A 16,504-nucleotide genomic window follows, 5' to 3' on the forward strand; every position below is an offset into this window, starting at 1 on the left:
TCCTGGGGTTGCGCGAGTCAGGGTTCGGCGGCGAGCAGGGCCATCAGGCGCTGGCGGTCCACCTTCCCCGTGGAGGTGTGCGGGAACTCCGTCACCAGGCGGATGTCGGCCGGCAGCATGTACGCCGGGAGCTTGGAGGCGATCTGCTGCATGAGCGCCTCGGGGTCCAGGGCGGCCCCTTCCTCGGGGAGGACGAGGGCATGGATCGTCTTGCCGTACTTCGGGTGCGGCTTCGGCACCACCACGGCCTGGCTGAGCCCCGGGATCCCCGCGAAGGCCGCCTCCACGTCGCCCACCTCCACGCGGTGGCCACGCGTCTTCACCATGTTGTCGAGTCGCCCGTGGTAGACGAGGTTCCCGTCGGGGAGGCGCTTGCCGTAGTCCCCGCTGCGCCAGAAGGTGGCCGGGTAGGGGTGGAAGGGGCTCTTCACCTGCCGCTCGCGCGTCAGCTCCTCGCGCCCGTGATAGCCGAAGCAGACCGTCCCGCCCCGCACCCAGAGCTCACCGAGCTCGCCGGGGGGACAGAGGGCCCCCTGGTCGTCGACCACGACGATCTGCGTGTCGTCGCACTCGCGGCCGATGGGGATCGGGTCGTCGGTGGCCGGCGGCTCGTGGACCCAGTAGTAGGTGACGATGTTGGTCTCCGTCGGGCCGTAGATGTTACCCACCTTCAGGCCGGGGACCGCCAGCATGAGCTTGCGCAGGAGCGGCGGCGGAAAGGGCTCTCCCGCGTAGAGGGCCAGGCGGAGCGGCACTCGACCGTCGAGGCCCCCCTTGTCGAGGAGGGTGATGAAGGTCGAAGGGGTGGTGTAGAGGATCGTGACGCGCCGGTCGCGCATCAGCTCCACGTAGGCGCGATGGCGCTCCTCGGAGCTCCTTCCCGCCGTGACGCGCTTGCGGAGATCCTTCACGACGAGCGTCGATCCGGCGGCCAGGCTGTTGAAGACGTCGAAGACGGAGAGGTCGTAGTTGAGCGGCGAGCGCGAGATGATGCGGTCCTCGGGGGTGACCCGGAACTCCTTCTGCATCCAGTCGACGAAGGTCTTGGCGTTGCGGTGACTCAGCATCACCCCCTTCGGCACGCCCGTGGACCCGGAGGTGTAGAGCACGTACGCGAGATCGTCGGCCAGGGTCCCCTGCCACGGGAGCGGCGAGCCGTCGAGCGTCTCGAGCTCCTCCCAGTGCCGGACCCGGCGCGACGACGCGGCGACGGTGACGCGCTCGTCGGCGTCCATCAGGAGCGCGTCCTTCACCCGGTCGCGACCGAGGAGCTCGGCCCAGTCGGGGAGCGCCCACGGGTCGAGGATCAGCGTGCAGAGGTTCGCGTCGTCCACGATCTCGGCCAGACGCGAGACGGGAGACTGGACGTCGAGCGGGACGTAGGCCAGCCCCGCCTTGAGCACCCCGAGGATCGAGGCCACCGAGTGAATCGTCACCGCCGACGAGACCCCGACGTAGAACTGGCCGGGGTGCGCGGCCCGAACCTCGAGGAGGGCGCGGGCGACGCGGTTCGACAGGGCGTCGAGCGCGCCGTAGGTGATGGTCCTTCCTTCCTGGTCTATCGCCGTCCTCGCGGCGGCGTGGGCAAAGCTCTCCTCGAGCGTGTGGTGGAGCAGGTACTTCATCAGGCGACACCCTCGGGCTTGAGCGGCGCCTTCTGCTCGACCAGGTAGTCGCGCACCTTGCGGAAGCCCGCGAGCAGGTACTTCTCGACCTCCTCCATCGTGTTGGCCGCCGTGAGCGTGATCCGGAGCTCCTCCTGCCCCTTGGGGACCATGGGGTAGGGCCCGAGGGTGAGCAGCACCCCCGCGTCGAAGAGGATCTTGGATGCCGCGATGAGGCGCTCGGTCTCTCCGGCCCAGACGCAGATGATCGGGAAGTAGTTGTCGTTGTTGACGTGGAAACCGAGCTCCTTCAGCCCGTCGACGGCGCGCTTGGTCACCTGGTAGAGGTTCTTGCGGTACTGCTCCCCGCGCACCTCGTTGACCGCAAAGCCGGCGTAGAGGCTGGCGAGCGACGCGGTGGGGCAGGGACCCGAGAGGTCGTAGGGGGTCGCGTAGGCCTTGATGAAGGCCTTGAAGCTCTTGCTGCAGGCGATGCCCGCCGCGAGCGAGGAGTAGGCCTTCGAGAACCCCGTCACGTAGATGATGTTGTCTTCTTCGTAGCGCATCCCGTAGTGCGCCACGATGCCGTTGCCGCGGTGCCCGTACGGCATCTCCGCGTCGGGCTTCTCCCCCACCACCCCCCAGCCGTGGGCGTCGTCGACGTAGATCATGGCCTCGTATTTCTTGGCCAGCGCGGAGAGGCGGGGCAGGTCGGGGTACTCGCCCGTCATGCTGTATACGCCGTCCACCAGGATCAGCTTGCGCGGCGCGGCGCGGTGCGTGGCGAGGAGCTCCTCGAGTCGGGCGTAGTCGTTCTGGACGAAGCTCACCAGCTTGCAGCCGCTGTCTCTGGCCATCTTGGCCGCCTCGTACATCGTCATGTGCGCCGACTTGTCGAGGAACATCACCCCTTCCTTCTCCATCAGCGCGGGGATCACGCCCACGTGGATCAGGGTCACCGTGGGCAGGATGAGGAAGTCGGGGGCGCCGGTGAGCGCGGCCAGCTTGTCCTCGCACTCCTGGTAGAGGTGGGGGCTCGCGACCAGGCGGCACCAGCTGGGGTGGATCCCCCATCGACGCAGCGCCGGCGGGATGGCGTCCATGATCTCCTCGTCGAGGTCGTAGCCGAGGTAGTTGCACGAGGCGAAGTCGGCGACCCAGTGGTCGTCGATCTTGATCATGCGTCCCTTGATCTCGACGGCGTCCGCGTCGAACATCCGGCTGCGCTGGAGCACCTCGTGGATGCTCGCGCGCTGCGACCGCAGGTTCAGGTCGATCACCGACTCAACGAGGGTTTTCATCGCAGTCTCTCCTTGGAAAACGGTCGTTCCGCGCGATGGCGTTAGCGGGGGCGGGCGGCATCCTCTTGAGGGACGAAGAAGTAGCCGATGCCGATGCGGTCCAGCTTCAAACACATTTCCAGTCGGTAGTTCACGGCGGCGAAGAGGCGGGTCAGGTACTCCTCGCGATAGGCGTAGGCCCGCAGCCCCTCGCGCGAGCGGATGACCACGCCCTTCGGCAGGTCTTGCGCCACGAGTCCCGAGTAGTGGCACTGCTCGTAGTAGGTGATGCGGAGGTTCGTCGTCTCGGGGTCCGTCGAGTAGGTCGAGACGAGCGCGCTCGCCTGCGTGTGAGCCAGAGCGCGCAGGACCATCGACGGGCGCGCGAGGTTGCCGAAGCAGTTGAAGGGGAAGAGGGTGATCACCCGGTTGCCGTGCCCCTGGAGGCCCTCGTGCTCGAAGAGTCGGCCGAGCTCCTCCACGGACTCGATGTGCAGCTTGCTGCGAAGGTCGGGGCGCGTGGGCACGTGGAGCTTCCGGCCCGCGTCCACCAGCGCGGCCACGAGGTCCAGGCCGTCGTAGTTCAGGTCGCGCTCGGCGGCCCAGGGGCGGTATCGCCCGTGTCCGCAGCCCACCTCGATCAGGTGATTGCGGTCGGGGAGCGCCCGGAAGAGGCGATCGAGGGCCACCGCCTCCTCGTTGAGGTAGTTCTCCACCTCCGGGGTGTTGCGCACGTCGTCGAACATGCGCGCCCCCCCCTCCTCGCCGTAGAACTGGGCCACTTCCTTGTCGAAGCAGGTCCAGACCACCTCACCGGTCGGAACGATGGGCATACTCTGCGAGTCGGGAAGGCGTGATTGGCTCATGGGCTGGTGTACGAACCTTGGTGGGCGTTAGTTCCCGGGTTTCGACGGCTTCGAGTCTACCCCGTGCGTTGGAGACGCGGCAATGGGCTTGGCGCGAGCGGTCGATGGGCTTGGCGCGCGACCGGTCGGCCGGGCCGCGCCGGCGCCATCAAGGGGAAGTGGCGGGAAGCCCCGGCAGGTCGCAGAGAGCTCTGCGGGAGGCTAGAAGTTCTCGAAGGAGACGGATTCGGCGAGGCGCGGGTCCTTGACCGGCACGAGGGGGACCTTCTTCATCCGCCAGCCGATGAGCCCCACGAAGAGGCCGCCGACGCCCACGAAGGCCGCCACGTCGATGAGGGTCACGTGCGGACCCGCCTTGTGAAAGACCGGCATGACTAGCCAGTAGAGGTCCGCGGCCTGCATGCAGATGATCCAGATCGCGGCGAGGAAGAGGGCCCCTCGGGTGCGCTTGATGGTTCGTGGGAGCAGAAAGAAGAAGGGGACCACGAAGTGGCCCACGCCGAGCAGAATGCTGAGGTACTTCCAGGTCCCGTCCCAGCGGTAGGCGAACCAGACCGTCTCCTCGGGGAGATTGGCGTACCAGATGAGCATGTACTGTGAGAAGGCGATGTAGGCCCAGAAGACGGTGAAGGCGAACATCAGCTTGCCCAGGTCGTGAAAGTGCTCGGTGGTGATGAGCTCTGACCCCGGGACCTTCGCCTTGCGCATGGCCATCGCGATGAGCGCCATGGTCGAGTAGGTGGTCACGATGGAGCCCGCGAAGTAGTAGACCCCGAACATGGTCGAGAACCAGTGGGGGTCGCGGGTCATGATCCAGTCGATGGCAGCGTAGCTGACCGTGACGCCGAAGATGGCGATCGCCGGGCCGCTCATGACCTGCATGCGGCGGGTCAGCTCCTTGTCGCCGGTCTTGTCCTGGGTGGTGGTGCGCTTCCAGTAGTAGCGGGCAAGCAGGGCCCAGGCGCCGAGGAAGACGCCGGCGCGAATGAAGAAGAAGGTCGGATTGAGGTACGGAGCCTTGTGCTTGAGCAGCTCGTCGTGCGCCACCGCCTCGGGATGCGACCAGTGATAGAGGTCGTGGAGCCCGATCGCGATGGGGATGAAGAGGACGATGAAGAGCGGCAGCGTGGACATCAGGAGCTCGGCGATGCGGCGCACGACCACGCTCCAGCCGGCGCGGGCGGCGTATTGCACGAGCACGAAGAAGAGGCCGCCGAGCCCGAGGCTCAGCCAGAAGAGGAAGGCCACGAGATACGACGGGAAGAGGTCGTGGCGGTGGGACATCCCGAGGCCGAACGCGGCCCCGAGGCCGAGGAGGCCCAGCACCGCGCCGATGGCCGGGATCTTGTTCCAGCCGTGCCCCGCGGGGAGCGCGAGCTTCTCCGCGGTGAGGGAGCTGAGGTCGGGTCCGTGGTGGCTCATCGCTTGCCCTCCTCGGGGGCACCGCCGGCGCCGCCTGCGGGCGCGGTCCAGCCCTTCTGCTGGACCACCTCGGCCGGGACGTCGGCCAGGGGCGCGTGATGGCTTGACTGCAGGGCTCGCACGTACGCCGCGATGGCCCAGCGCTCCTGCGTGGGGATCTGGGCCCGGTAGGCGGGCATGGTGCGGACGCCGTTCGTCGCCACGTCGTAGAGCTGGCCGACGGGGAAGGCTCGCAGGCGCGCGTCGTGGAAGGTCGGGACCTTCACCATCCCGACCTTGGTGCCCCGGATGGCCACCATGCCGTTGCCGTCCCCGGCCATGCCGTGGCAAGGCGCGCAGTAGATGTTGAAGCGGTCCTGTCCCCGCTCGAGGAGGGCGCGCGTGAGCCGCATCGGGAGCACCGGTGCGAACTGGCCCGCGACCTTTCCCTCGTGGAGGTGGTCGTTCTCCCGCAGCTCGCCGATGGCCACGGTCCCCGGTACCGGCGGCCGCATGGCGCGCTGGTCCTCGAAGAACGGGTTCGGCTCCTGCGGGTCGAAGCGGCTCTGGTTGTCCATGTTGGGGTTCAAATGGACGGGGGGCTCGGCGGAGAGATCGCCGCGGCAGCCGAGCCCGAGGAGGCTCGCTGCCGTGAGGATGGTCAGCCGTAGAGCGAAAGGTCGTCTGTGGGCGTCGCGCATCACGGGCCTAGTCCTGCACCAGCTCCACGTGGCTCGCCCCGAGTTTTTGCAGGAGCTGCGTGGTCTGCTCCTCGCGGTACTTCGGGTCGTCGGCCTCGATGGAGAGGAAGAACTTGTCGTCGGTCACGCGCTCGAAGCGCGCGGAGGAGAAGAGCGGGTGGTGAAACCGCGGCAGCTTGTTGAAGCCGAACATGCCGAAGACCGCGCCGAGGGCCGAGAAGAGCACCATCAGCTCGAACATGATCGGCACGAAGGCCTGCCAGCTGAAGAAGGGCTTGCCGCCGATGACCACCGGATAGTCGACGGCGCTGATCCACCACTGCAGGAGCAGCGCGCCGCCGGCCCCCGTGAGCCCCATGACGAGCACGACCCAGGGGAGCTTGGACTGCTTCAGCCCCATGGCCTTGTCCATGCCGTGCACGGGGAAGGGGGTGTGCACGTCCCAGCGCGTATAGCCCGCGTCGCGGACGCTCTCGGCGGCGTGGTAGATCGCCGCCGGCGTCTCGAACTCGGCCAGCACACCGAAGGTCTTGGAGGTGGGAGCCTGGGCCGTCATTAGGCCTCCTGATGCGTGAGCGGGGCCCCTTCCGCCGACCCGGGCGCCGCAGGTCCGGGCTCCGGGTGGAAGTGGGGATTGGCCTGGGGCAGGACTCCCTTCACCTCTGCCATCGCCACCATGGGCAAAAAGCGCACGAAGAGGGCGAACATGGTGAAGAAGAGGCCGAAGCTGCCGAGCAGCGTGGCGATGTCCCAGATCGTCGGGGAGAAGTAGAACCAGCTCGAGGGCATGAAGTCGCGGTGGAGCGAGGTCACGATGATCACGAAGCGCTCGAACCACATGCCGATGTTCACGAAGATCGAGACGACGAAGAGGATCGGGATGCTGCGCCGCGCCTTCTTGAACCAGAAGATCTGCGGCGAGATCACGTTGCAGCTCACCATGATCCAGTAGGCCCAGGCGTAGGGCCCCGTGGCGCGATTGATGAAGGTGAAGCTCTCGTAGGGGTTGCCGCTGTACCAGGCGGTGAAGAACTCGATGCTGTAGGCGTAGCCCACGATGCAGCCGGTGAGGAGGGTCACCTTCGCCATGTTCTCGAAGTGGCGGGTCGTCACCAGGTGCTCGAGCTTGAAGACCCAGCGCGCGATGGTCATGAGCGTGATGACCATGCCGAAGCCCGAGAAGATGGCGCCGGCGACGAAGTAGGGCGGGAAGATCGTCGTGTGCCAGCCCGGCAGGTTCGAGGTGGCGAAGTCGAAGGACACCACCGAGTGCACCGAGAGCACGAGCGGCGTGGCCAGGCCGGCCAGGATCAGATAGGCCTTCTCGTAGTGCTGCCAGTGGCGGTTGGAGCCGCGCCACCCGAGAGCGAAGATGCCGTAGGCGAGCTGCCGGGCGCGGGTCTTCGCCCGGTCCCTGAGCGTGGCCAGGTCGGGGATGAGGCCCACGTACCAGAAGAGGAGCGAGACCGAGCCGTAGATCGTCACCGCGAAGACGTCCCAGAGGAGCGGGCTTCTGAACTGGGGCCAGACGGACATCTGGTTCGGCACGGGGAAGACGTAGTAGAGCAGCCAGACGCGCCCGACATGGATCGACGGGAAGAGCAGCGCGCACATGACGGCGAAGATCGTCATCGCCTCGGCGAAGCGGTTGATCGACGTGCGCCACTTCTGCCGGAAGAGGAAGAGGATGGCCGAGATCAGCGTGCCGGCGTGTCCGATACCGACCCAGAACACGAAGTTCGTGATGTCCCAGGCCCAGCTCACCGGGTTATTGAGACCCCAGATCCCGACGCCTTCCCAGAAGAGGTAGCCCACCGCGCCGAGGAGCAGGGCGAGGAGCGACGAGGCGGCCAGGAAATAGATCCACCAGGCCTTCGGAGTCTTCCACTCTGTGGGGCGACTGACAGATTCGGTGATGCCCTTGAAGTCGGCCCCCCGGAGGATCAGGGGCGCTCGCCGGTCCACCGGATCTTCGAGCTGCAGTTGTTCCGCTCGATCAAGCATGGGTTATGCCAGCTCCGGATTCGGGTTGCGCAGACTACCGAGGTAGGTCGTCCGCGGCTGGGTGTTGACCTCGGTGAGCAAGCCGTAGTGCCGGCTGTCCCGTTTGGCGGAGGCCACCGCGCTCTTCGGGTCGTTGATGTCGCCGAAGACGATGGCCTGGGCCGGGCAGACCTGCGCGCACGCGGGGACCACGGCGCCGTCGGCCACCACGCCGTGACCCTGCCGCTTCGACTCGGCCTTGGCCTCCATGATGCGCTGCACGCAGTAGCTGCACTTCTCCATCACGCCGCGGAAGCGAACGGTCACGTCGGGGTTGCGCTGCATCGCGAGGAGCGGGCTGCGCGCGTCGTTCTCCTTCGTGAAGTTGAAGTAGTTGAAGCGTCGCACCTTATAGGGGCAGTTGTTCGCGCAGTAGCGCGTGCCGATGCACCGGTTGTAGATCATGTCGTTCATGCCGTCGGCGCTGTGCGAGGTGGCCGTGACCGGACAAACCGGCTCGCAGGGGGCATTCTCGCAGTGCATGCACGGCACGGGCTGGTAGACCATGCGCGGGGTCTCCATCGACCCCTCGAAATAGCGGTCGATGCGGATCCAGTGCATCTCGCGGCCGTTCGCCACGCGTTCCTTGCCCACCACCGGGATGTTGTTCTCGGCCTGGCAGCCGACGAGGCAGGCCCCGCAGCCCGTGCAGGCGTTCAGGTCGATGACCATCCCCCACTGCTGGCCGCCCGTCTCGACGGAGCGGTGACTGAGCGAGGTGATCTTCTCGGCCGGGATCGCCTCGTCCTTCTTCACGAAGGCGGGGTCCTTGCGGTACTCGGCGAGGGTGGCCTCGCGGATCAGCGGCCGCCGCCGGCCGGTCTGCGGCTCGACGAGCTGGCCGTACTCCTGCGTGGTCACGAGCTTGTAGGTGCCGCCGAGCTTGGCCAGGGCGGCGCCGCCGGCGAAGCCGAGCCCCTGCGTCGTCCGCAGCGCGTAGGCGTTGAAGCCGCGGCCGTTGCCGACCTTGCCCGCGGCCGTGCGGCCGTAGCCGAGGGGGACGACGACCGTGTTCTCGACGGTGCCGGGCACCGTGAACGCTGCGATCTTCAGCTTGCGCCCTTGCACCGAGAGCTCGACCAGGTCGCCGTCGGCGAGGCCGAGGCGCTTGGCGGTCACGGGTCCGACGAGGGCCGCGTTGTCCCAGGTAAGCTTCGAGACCGGGTCCGGGTACTCCTGCAGCCAGCCGGCGTTCGCGTAGCGTCCGTCGTAGACGGATTCGTCGAGCTGGAAGGCCAGCTCGAGGCCGCCGCTCGCCGCCGCCGCCGCGGGCAACGTTCCGGCGAGCGCCGCCCAGTTGAAGGTCGGGGAGACGGGGGGAGCTGAGCTGCCGGCCATTACCCCGTCGTGCAGCGTGCGCCGCCAGAAGCGCTCGAAGTCGAGCTGCCCCTTGTATTGCGCCGCCGCGCCGCGCTTGACGAGCTGGTGCCCGTCGAGAACGGGGCTCCCGACGACGCGGGCCAGGAACTCGAGCTCGGACCAGGTGCCGAAGAGCGGTGCGATGAGCGGCTGCTGCACGCTCGTCGTGCCGTCCTTGGCGCGCAGGTCGCCCCAGGCCTCGAGGAAGTGGCTCGCCGGCACGTGCCAGGAGCTGGCCCGCGAGGTCTCGTCGGGATACAGGCTCTGGTGGATGCTCGTCGGCACCTGCTTCAGCGCGGCGCCGAACTCGAGGTCGGCGGGAGCGTCGTAGACGGGGTTGCCGCCGAGCATGACCAGCGTCTTGACCTGGCCGGCGCGCATGGCCTTCGCCAGCGCCTCGATCCCCTCGGCCGGGCCTTCCTCGTGGGCGGTATAGGTGACAGTGCGTCCCACGTTGCCGAGGGCCGCGTTGAGCAAGTGCCCGAGCGCGTGGACCCACGCCGGCTGGCGCTCTCCGACGAGCACCAGGCTCTGTCCGCGCTGCCGGGCCAGGTCCGCCGCGACCGCCGGGATCCACTTCCCGAAGGCCTCGGAGGTCCCGCCGAGCTTGCTCACCAGCTCCTGCGCGCCGGTGGGCGGGTTCACGCCCTTGCGGAAGAGCTCGGCCGCCAGCGCCCGCGCGAACGCTCCCACCTGGGAGGCGGCCAGCGGTAGCCGATGGTCGGCCATGCCGCCCGTGATCGTGAGCATCGGCTCGACGGTGTAGAGCCGATTCATCTCGTCGCGCTCGGAGCGGACCCGACGGCCGGCGGCGAAGCCCCGGGTGGCCCGCACCATGTCCCCCTCGGTGCCGAGGAAGTCGCAGTCGAGGGTCAGCACCACCTTGGCCCGATCCACGGCGTAGACGGGCTGGAGCTGCCCCTGCCCGAGGAGGGCCGTCGCAGCGCGGTCCCCCGCGGGGTAGGCGGCGTCGTGCAGATGGACGGTGGCCTTCGGGTACGCGGTGCGGAACTCCGCCACGAGCTTCTGCAGCGTGGGGGAGGGGCGCCAGGAGAGGAGGAGCGCGAGGCCGGTGCCGTCGCCTCGGAGCTTGCCGAGATGCTCCTTGAGGAACGCTTCGAGCTCGGTCACCGTCGCGGGCGCGGGCGCGCCCCCTTCCTTCCCGCGGGCGGGCGTGCGGCTGCGGTCCGGGTCGTAGAGCCGGAGCACCTCGGCTTGCGCCCAGAGGTTCGTCGCGCCGCTGCTGTTCGGGTGGCGCGGGTTGCCTTCGATCTTGGTCGGCCGCCCCTCCTGGCTCTCCACCACGAGACCCAGCACCGTGGGGCCGATGGCGGTCGCGGTGGCGTAGTACTTGGGCCGGCCCGGAATGAGGTCCTCCGGCCGCGAGGCGTAGGGGAGGATCTTCTCCTTGGGCTTGCGCACGCAGCCGCTGAGCGTCGCCCCGGCGAGAGCCAGCGAGGCACCCATCACGCCGAGGAACCCCCGACGATCCACGGGCGTTACCTCGAGCTCGGAGGCTCCCTCGGGAAACTCGTCCCTAAGCGCATCCTGTCCGGCGGAGGGCTCCGCGAGCTGGCGAAGGCTACGCCAGTATCCGTGACTCGCCCCCGGGGCCGGCGTCTCGACGTCGGAGGTCGCGGGGTCCACTGTCGGTCGTGTCGTGGTCATCGATGGCATCCAGAGCAGTACACGGGCGGCTTGAGGGTGCGCGTGCGTTGCGGGTCCTTCGCGGCGTCGTATTTCGCCTCGGCCGGGCTGTAGGCCATGTTCGTGATCTGGCCTTTCGGACGGAGGTGCGGCGTCGGGTTGCGGTGGCACTCCAGGCACCACCCCATGCTGAGCGACTGGTCTTGGCGGACCACCGGCATCTGATCGATGCGTCCGTGGCAGCTCGCGCAGCCCACCCCCGCGGCGAGGTGCACGCTGTGATCGAAATAGGCGTAGTCGGGGAGCATGTGGACGCGGACCCACTCGATCGGCTTGCCCGTGGCGGCGCTCTGCCGCACCGGCGCCAGCTTGGGGCTGTCCTTGCGAATGGTGGCGTGGCAGTTCATGCAGGTCTGCGTCGGAGGGATGGCCGCGAAGGCGCCGCGTTCCACCGTGCTGTGGCAGTAGCGACAATCCATGCCGAGCTCGCCGGCGTGCTGCTGGTGGCTGAAGGCGACCGGCTGCTCCGGCTGATAGCCCACGTCCGTGTACTTGGGGGAGCCCCAGTACCAGACCGCGGCCACCACGACGATGCCGCCCATGGGGACCGCACCGCCGAGGATGAGAGGAATTTTATTGGTCCAACGAGGGAAGATGACCGCCACGTGCGTACCCTAGTTATCGAAGTGCCGAGGCGCCGAACGGCAGGAGGGGGTCTCGGCTCGGTGATGGGACTGCGCTCTCTCTTCGCCGGTCAGGTGGAACATCGCTGCATCCATCGCGCGTCCAGTGGGAGGCCGTCGAGCTCTTTCTCCGTCGGCGATCACGTTCTGGCGCGCCTTGCGCGGGCGTACACTAGCCGCGGAGGCTTCGGACGGCAACACTTTTCCGACGCGTGCGCGCGCTCCGTTCGGGCATCGAAGGTGCTGATAAGACGCAGCTTGGGAGTGGGTCGCCCAGCGCTCCTGCGGGGTGCGTTTCGGGGCGCGGGGGATCTACGGCTTCGGGAGCCAGACGTGCAGGCCACGGTGATATGCCTCGTCGGTGCCGAGCTCGTCGGTGCGGTAGCTGCCGCGCAGGTTGCCCGCTGCGTCGATGAGGTAGAGCCGGGCCTGGTGCGCCAGCGCCTCGAGCTCGGAGACGGTGGTTCCCTTCGGCACGGCGAAACCGCTGGCGCGGGCGAGCGCCTCGAGGAGCGGCTTCAGCGCCTCGGGCGGCCCCGAGAGGAGCCGGAGCCGCGGCGAGACGAGCTTGCGCTGCGCCAGGTAGGCGCTCGCCCCGCGGCGCGCCTCGGCCGGCGGATCGACGGCTACCGCCACGAGCTGCACGGGGATCTTCATGTAGTCGTAGCGGCGAATGAGCGTCTTGAGCGCGCGGGCCACGGGGACGCAATGCACGGCGCAGGACATGCGCACGAGGGCGAGGTGATAGACCTGGCCGGCGAGTTCGGCCGACCCCGAGGGGCGTCCGGCGGTGTCCTCGAGCCGGTACGCGGGGAGCTTGGCCACCACGGGGGGCGGCGCGGGGACCCGCCGCAGGCACGGACGCAGCGCGGTCATGGCCGCCATCCCCCCGATGGCAGCCCAGACGTAGGGGTTGCGCCAGATGGGGCGGCGCGGTTCGGCGGCCGGGTGCGCTCCGTCGTCTGACGACGGTGCGGAACTCGGCGCTCCGCCGGCGACGGGGTCGTGGCTCATTCGCGGCGCGCGCCGCCACGTCGCGTGGCCAGCACGGCGAGCGCGAAGCCCGCGAGGGAGAGGGCCCCGAGCACGAGGAGGCTCGTGCCGAGCCCTGGGCCGCGGGTGGGGGCGCCCGGCCCGGCGAGGGCGGCCCGCACGCCGGACACGATGTACGAGATGGGGTTGAAGCGGACGACTACGCCCATCCAGGAGGCCGGCGCGGGAAACATTGCGCCGGAGACCATCCAGAGCGGAATGAGGACCACGCTCATGACGGCGTGGTAGCCCTGGGTCGAGGACATGACCCAGGCCATGGAGAAGCTCAGGGTAGTGAGCGTGACCGAACCGAGGAGGAGCACGAGCAGGAGCGCGGGCCAGGAGACCTGACCGAACGAGTAGCCCGCGAGCGGGGCCGCGCCGAGCAGGATCGCGGTCTGGATCAGCGCCATGGTGGTGACCCCCGCGGTCTTGCCGAGGACCAGCGCGCCGCGCGAGCCGGGAGCGACCAGGACAGCCTGCAGGAACCCCAGCTGGCGGTCCTCGATCACCGAGATGGTGCCGAAGATGGCGGTGAAGAGGACCGTCATCACGAGCACGCCGGGGTAGAAGTAGGTCAGGTAGCTCGGGCCACCGCCCGGCATGCGGAAGGTCTCCGCCAGGCCGCTGCCCAGCATGACCCAGAAGAGCACCGGCTGGGCCAGCACGCCGATCCAGCGCGAGCGCTCTCGCGCCAGCCGCAGGAGATCCCGCCACCAGAGGGACGAGATGACGCCCCACTCCTGGGCGAGCCAGCTCACCGCGTGCTCCTCCGCGCGGCGCGGAGCGCGCTCGGCCGGCGCGGCTGCTGCGTGGTCACCGCTCATGCTGCCGTGGCCTCCTCCTGGGTCGGCTCGTCGTCGAGGGACTGGCCGGTGAGCTTGAGGAAGACGTCGGCCAGGCTCGGCCGCCGCAAGCTGACGGTCGAGAAGCGCCCCGCGGGAAAAGCCTCGACGAGGCGCGGGATCAGCTCGTGGCCCGCGTCGTGTTCGATGAGCAGCCCGTCGTGGGTGATGAGGCTGGCGAGTCCCAGGCGATCCTTCACCTCTAGGGCGAGGGTGCGAGGCTCGGCGGCCTGCACGGACACCACGTCGCGGCCGATCTGGCGGCGCAGGTTCTCGGGGGTATCGAGGGCGCGGAGTTGGCCTCGGCAGAGGACGAGGAGCCGGTCGCACTGCTCGGCCTCTTCGGGGCGATGCGTGGCCAGAAGGAGGCTGAGCTCGCGGCTCGTGCGCATGGCCTGCACCAGCTTCCAGGTCGCGCGAAAGGCCGACTCGTCGAGTCCGGCGGTCGGCTCGTCGAGCAGCAGGAGCCGCGGTCGGTGCAGCACGGCCCGCGCCAAGTCGAGGCGTCGGCGCATTCCGCCCGAGAAGACGGCCACTGGCTCGTCGGCGCGCTCGTGCAGGCCCGCCAGGAGGAGCTGCTCCAGCGTGCGCCGATGGGCCTCGGCCCCGCGGATGCCGTACAGGCGCGCGGCGAGCATGAGGTTCTGTCGCGCGGTCAGCTTGGGGTCCAGGCTCGGGGACTGAAACGCCACGCCGAGCGTGGACCGCAGGGCACGGCTGCGACTCGGCCAGGGCTCGCCGCGAAAGCGCAGCACGCCGCGCTGGGCGGAGAGGAGCCCCGCGGCCAGGCCGAGCAGGGTGGACTTGCCGCTCCCGTTCGGGCCGAGCAGGCCGAGAGCTTCGCCCCGATGGAGCGCGAAGGAGATGTCCTCCAGCACCGTCCTCGCGCCGTAGGCCAGGCAGAGGCCTTCTGCAGCGAGAACGGGCTGGCTCTCGTTGTGCGTCGCGGTCACCGAAACACCGCGTCCAACATCAGGCCGAGCACGATGACCGGGAGATAGACGAGGGACGCGAGAAAGAAGCGACGCGCCCACGTGGGTCCCGACGGTGCCCGCAGTCCGGCGAGCGCGAGGAGGAGCCAGCCAAGGCCCGCCGGCAGCGCCGCCGCCGTGTAGATCCACCCCGCCACGCCGAGCGCGGGCAGGCTCAGACTGGCGGGCAGGAGGGCGGCGGTGAAGATCACGCACTGCGCGCGGGCCACCGTCTCGCCGAGCTCCTCGGGCACGATCTTGATGCCGGCCCGGGTGTACTCGGCGCGACGGTAGATCGAGATGGCGAGGAAGTGGGGGAGCTGCCAGAGCGCCACCGTCAGAAAGAGCGCCCAGCCCGCGAGGTCGAGCCGTCCCGTGGCAGCCGTCCACCCCATGAGCGGGGGCATGGCGCCGGGGATCGCGCCGACCCACAGCGCCAGGTGGGTTTGCCGCTTGAGCGGGGTGTAGACCAGGACGTAGCTCAGTAGCGCGATGAGCGCGAGCAGGGCGGTGAGCCGATTCACCTGCGTCCACAGGAGCACCGTGGCCGCGACGGCCAGCACCGAACCCAGCGCCACCGCCGCCCCGGGGGCGAGACGTCCGTCGGGGAGGGGGCGCCGACGGGTCCGCTGCATCCGTCGGTCCAGGTCGCGCTCGAGGAACATGTTGAACGCGGCGGCGGCGGCGACCGCGAGCGCCGTGCCGAGGAGCGTTCCGATGATGGTGCCGACGCCGGGGCGAAGCGGGGCGACCCACAGGCCGGCCGAGGCGGTCGCCACGCACATCAGCGTCACGCCCGGTTTGGTCAGGGCGAGCAGGTCCCGCGCGGTCGCCAGCGCGCGCGGGAGGGGTCGCGGCGCGGCGGCAGGCGCGCTCACGGCGGCCTCGGTCGCGTCCTCGGGCGGGATTGCCAGAGGCGAGAAATCCTCGCGCGAGCTCGAGCCGACGGCGCCGCTCATCCGGCGATTCCGCGGGCCCCGTGGGGCGGAGAGCTCCGTCGCGGGAGCGGCTGCCCCTCGGGCGCGAACGCCGGCGCCGGTCGCGTCCCGAGCGCCATGAAGGACAAGGACAGGCACGCGAGGAGCAGGGCCCCGACGCCAAGGTGCGCGGTGACCTCCACGACGCCGATGCCGCTCGTAACCGACAGGATGCCGAGGATGATCTGGGTCAGCACGAGAACCGGCGCGGCGAGCGCCAGCGCGAGGAGGCCCTTACGGCCGCCGGCCAGCGCCTGCGTCGCCACGCTCCAGGCGGCGGCCACGACGAGCGCCGCGACCAGGACACCGACGTACCGGTGGAGCATGTGGAGCTGCGCCGGTCCCCAGGAAGACCAGGCCTGCCCGAGGCACCAGGGGATGTCGGCCGAGCAGGCGCGGCCCGAATGGGTGTGACGGACCAGTCCGCCGAGGAGGATCTGCGCGTACACCGCGGCCGTGGTCCACCCGACGAGCGCCCGCTTTCCCGCGGAGTGGCTCCCCGGTGCGGGCGCCGTGCGCCACGCCGTGTAGATGAGCAAGACGAAGAAGATCATCGATAGCCCGAGGTGGGCCGTGGAGACGGCCAGGGGCAACTTGAAGAGCACGGTGATCCCGCCGAGCGTGGCCTGGATGAGGACGGCTGCAAGCGCGAGCAGCCCGAGCCGGCGCAGGGCCGGGTCCACCGGCCGCGCCCGGAAGGCCAAGGCCGCGAGTCCCACGGTCATGAGGGCCACGAGGCCCGCGACCAGGCGGTGGGTGTGCTCGAAGCGGACCCCTCCGACCATCGCGGGCATCAGGCTGCCGTAGCAGAGCGGCCAGTCCGGGCAGGCGAGAGACGAGCCGGTGGGATTGACCGTCCCTCCCACGAGGAGGAGCAGAAAGGTGGCGGTCGAGGTTGCGAGCGCGAAACGGTGCACGAGCATGCAGTGCCGACCCCTGTGCGGCTGGAACCCGGCGCGCGGGTAATACCTCCGGTTGGTGCCGCTGGCCAGCGCTTTTCGCAACGGCGGCGGATCGTGACCCCGTTTCCCCCGTTCGCCGCCGGGTCCGCGGCCGCCTCGCTTGACCGGTCTGCGAGGGCGGTGCTATGAGCCG

Annotated in this window: 14 protein-coding genes; all 14 read right to left on the reverse strand. The window is 69.3% G+C overall.

The features are described from left to right. Positions 1 to 17: 17 nt before the first annotated feature. The gene (locus tag IT371_00890; protein ID MCC6746180.1) at positions 18 to 1,625 is read right to left on the reverse strand and encodes an amino acid adenylation domain-containing protein; all 1,608 of its coding nucleotides are present in this window, start codon (positions 1,623 to 1,625) and stop codon (positions 18 to 20) included. Continuing rightward, a complete protein-coding gene (locus tag IT371_00895) occupies positions 1,625 to 2,905 on the reverse strand; it encodes an aminotransferase class I/II-fold pyridoxal phosphate-dependent enzyme (GenBank protein MCC6746181.1) in 1,281 nt (426 codons plus the stop codon). The genes IT371_00890 and IT371_00895 overlap by 1 nt, the downstream gene beginning before the upstream one ends. Positions 2,906 to 2,946: 41 nt before the next feature. Then, positions 2,947 to 3,750, reverse strand: a complete 804-nt coding sequence (locus IT371_00900; GenBank protein ID MCC6746182.1) for a hypothetical protein — start codon at positions 3,748 to 3,750, stop codon at positions 2,947 to 2,949. A gap of 201 nt (positions 3,751 to 3,951) precedes the next feature. Then, positions 3,952 to 5,172 carry a hypothetical protein gene (locus tag IT371_00905; protein MCC6746183.1) on the reverse strand — a complete coding sequence of 407 codons (1,221 nt, stop codon included), beginning with the start codon at positions 5,170 to 5,172 and terminating at the stop codon, positions 3,952 to 3,954. Then, positions 5,169 to 5,852 (reverse strand): cytochrome c, encoded by a 684-nt coding sequence (locus IT371_00910; GenBank protein ID MCC6746184.1) that lies wholly within the window; start codon positions 5,850 to 5,852, stop codon positions 5,169 to 5,171. Before IT371_00910 ends, IT371_00905 begins: the two co-directional genes overlap by 4 nt. 7 nt (positions 5,853 to 5,859) lie before the next feature. Continuing rightward, positions 5,860 to 6,408, reverse strand: a complete 549-nt coding sequence (locus IT371_00915; GenBank protein MCC6746185.1) for a DUF3341 domain-containing protein — start codon at positions 6,406 to 6,408, stop codon at positions 5,860 to 5,862. Beyond that, positions 6,408 to 7,856, reverse strand: coding sequence for a polysulfide reductase NrfD (nrfD, locus tag IT371_00920; protein MCC6746186.1), 1,449 nt, complete (start codon positions 7,854 to 7,856; stop codon positions 6,408 to 6,410). The genes IT371_00915 and nrfD overlap by 1 nt, the downstream gene beginning before the upstream one ends. A gap of 3 nt (positions 7,857 to 7,859) precedes the next feature. Further along, positions 7,860 to 10,922, reverse strand: coding sequence for a TAT-variant-translocated molybdopterin oxidoreductase (locus IT371_00925; protein ID MCC6746187.1), 3,063 nt, complete (start codon positions 10,920 to 10,922; stop codon positions 7,860 to 7,862). Then, positions 10,919 to 11,566: a cytochrome c3 family protein gene (locus tag IT371_00930; GenBank protein MCC6746188.1), complete on the reverse strand. Its 648-nt coding sequence runs from the start codon at positions 11,564 to 11,566 to the stop codon at positions 10,919 to 10,921. The genes IT371_00925 and IT371_00930 overlap by 4 nt, the downstream gene beginning before the upstream one ends. A gap of 330 nt (positions 11,567 to 11,896) precedes the next feature. Further along, positions 11,897 to 12,598, reverse strand: coding sequence for an SCO family protein (locus IT371_00935; GenBank protein MCC6746189.1), 702 nt, complete (start codon positions 12,596 to 12,598; stop codon positions 11,897 to 11,899). After that, a complete protein-coding gene (locus IT371_00940; GenBank protein ID MCC6746190.1) occupies positions 12,595 to 13,443 on the reverse strand; it encodes an ABC transporter permease in 849 nt (282 codons plus the stop codon). Before IT371_00940 ends, IT371_00935 begins: the two co-directional genes overlap by 4 nt. Next, positions 13,440 to 14,414 carry an ABC transporter ATP-binding protein gene (locus tag IT371_00945; GenBank protein MCC6746191.1) on the reverse strand — a complete coding sequence of 325 codons (975 nt, stop codon included), beginning with the start codon at positions 14,412 to 14,414 and terminating at the stop codon, positions 13,440 to 13,442. The genes IT371_00940 and IT371_00945 overlap by 4 nt, the downstream gene beginning before the upstream one ends. Next, positions 14,411 to 15,391, reverse strand: a complete 981-nt coding sequence (gene cyoE, locus IT371_00950) for a protoheme IX farnesyltransferase (GenBank protein MCC6746192.1) — start codon at positions 15,389 to 15,391, stop codon at positions 14,411 to 14,413. Before cyoE ends, IT371_00945 begins: the two co-directional genes overlap by 4 nt. Continuing rightward, positions 15,388 to 16,332 (reverse strand): heme A synthase, encoded by a 945-nt coding sequence (locus IT371_00955; protein MCC6746193.1) that lies wholly within the window; start codon positions 16,330 to 16,332, stop codon positions 15,388 to 15,390. Before IT371_00955 ends, cyoE begins: the two co-directional genes overlap by 4 nt. Positions 16,333 to 16,504: the final 172 nt, after the last annotated feature.

Source organism: Deltaproteobacteria bacterium (assembly GCA_020848905.1).
Classification (GTDB): Bacteria; Myxococcota_A; Polyangia.

What these genes read in the sequence shown, in the direction of transcription:
- IT371_00890 (MCC6746180.1), bottom strand. Translation starts at nt 1,625, where the DNA reads ATGAAGTACCTGCTCCACCACACGCTCGAGGAGAGCTTTGCCCACGCC.
- IT371_00895 (MCC6746181.1), bottom strand. Translation starts at nt 2,905, where the DNA reads ATGAAAACCCTCGTTGAGTCGGTGATCGACCTGAACCTGCGGTCGCAG.
- IT371_00900 (MCC6746182.1), bottom strand. Translation starts at nt 3,750, where the DNA reads ATGAGCCAATCACGCCTTCCCGACTCGCAGAGTATGCCCATCGTTCCG.
- IT371_00905 (MCC6746183.1), bottom strand. Translation starts at nt 5,172, where the DNA reads ATGAGCCACCACGGACCCGACCTCAGCTCCCTCACCGCGGAGAAGCTC.
- IT371_00910 (MCC6746184.1), bottom strand. Translation starts at nt 5,852, where the DNA reads ATGCGCGACGCCCACAGACGACCTTTCGCTCTACGGCTGACCATCCTC.
- IT371_00915 (MCC6746185.1), bottom strand. Translation starts at nt 6,408, where the DNA reads ATGACGGCCCAGGCTCCCACCTCCAAGACCTTCGGTGTGCTGGCCGAG.
- nrfD (MCC6746186.1), bottom strand. Translation starts at nt 7,856, where the DNA reads ATGCTTGATCGAGCGGAACAACTGCAGCTCGAAGATCCGGTGGACCGG.
- IT371_00925 (MCC6746187.1), bottom strand. Translation starts at nt 10,922, where the DNA reads ATGACCACGACACGACCGACAGTGGACCCCGCGACCTCCGACGTCGAG.
- IT371_00935 (MCC6746189.1), bottom strand. Translation starts at nt 12,598, where the DNA reads ATGAGCCACGACCCCGTCGCCGGCGGAGCGCCGAGTTCCGCACCGTCG.
- IT371_00940 (MCC6746190.1), bottom strand. Translation starts at nt 13,443, where the DNA reads ATGAGCGGTGACCACGCAGCAGCCGCGCCGGCCGAGCGCGCTCCGCGC.
- cyoE (MCC6746192.1), bottom strand. Translation starts at nt 15,391, where the DNA reads ATGAGCGGCGCCGTCGGCTCGAGCTCGCGCGAGGATTTCTCGCCTCTG.
- IT371_00955 (MCC6746193.1), bottom strand. Translation starts at nt 16,332, where the DNA reads ATGCTCGTGCACCGTTTCGCGCTCGCAACCTCGACCGCCACCTTTCTG.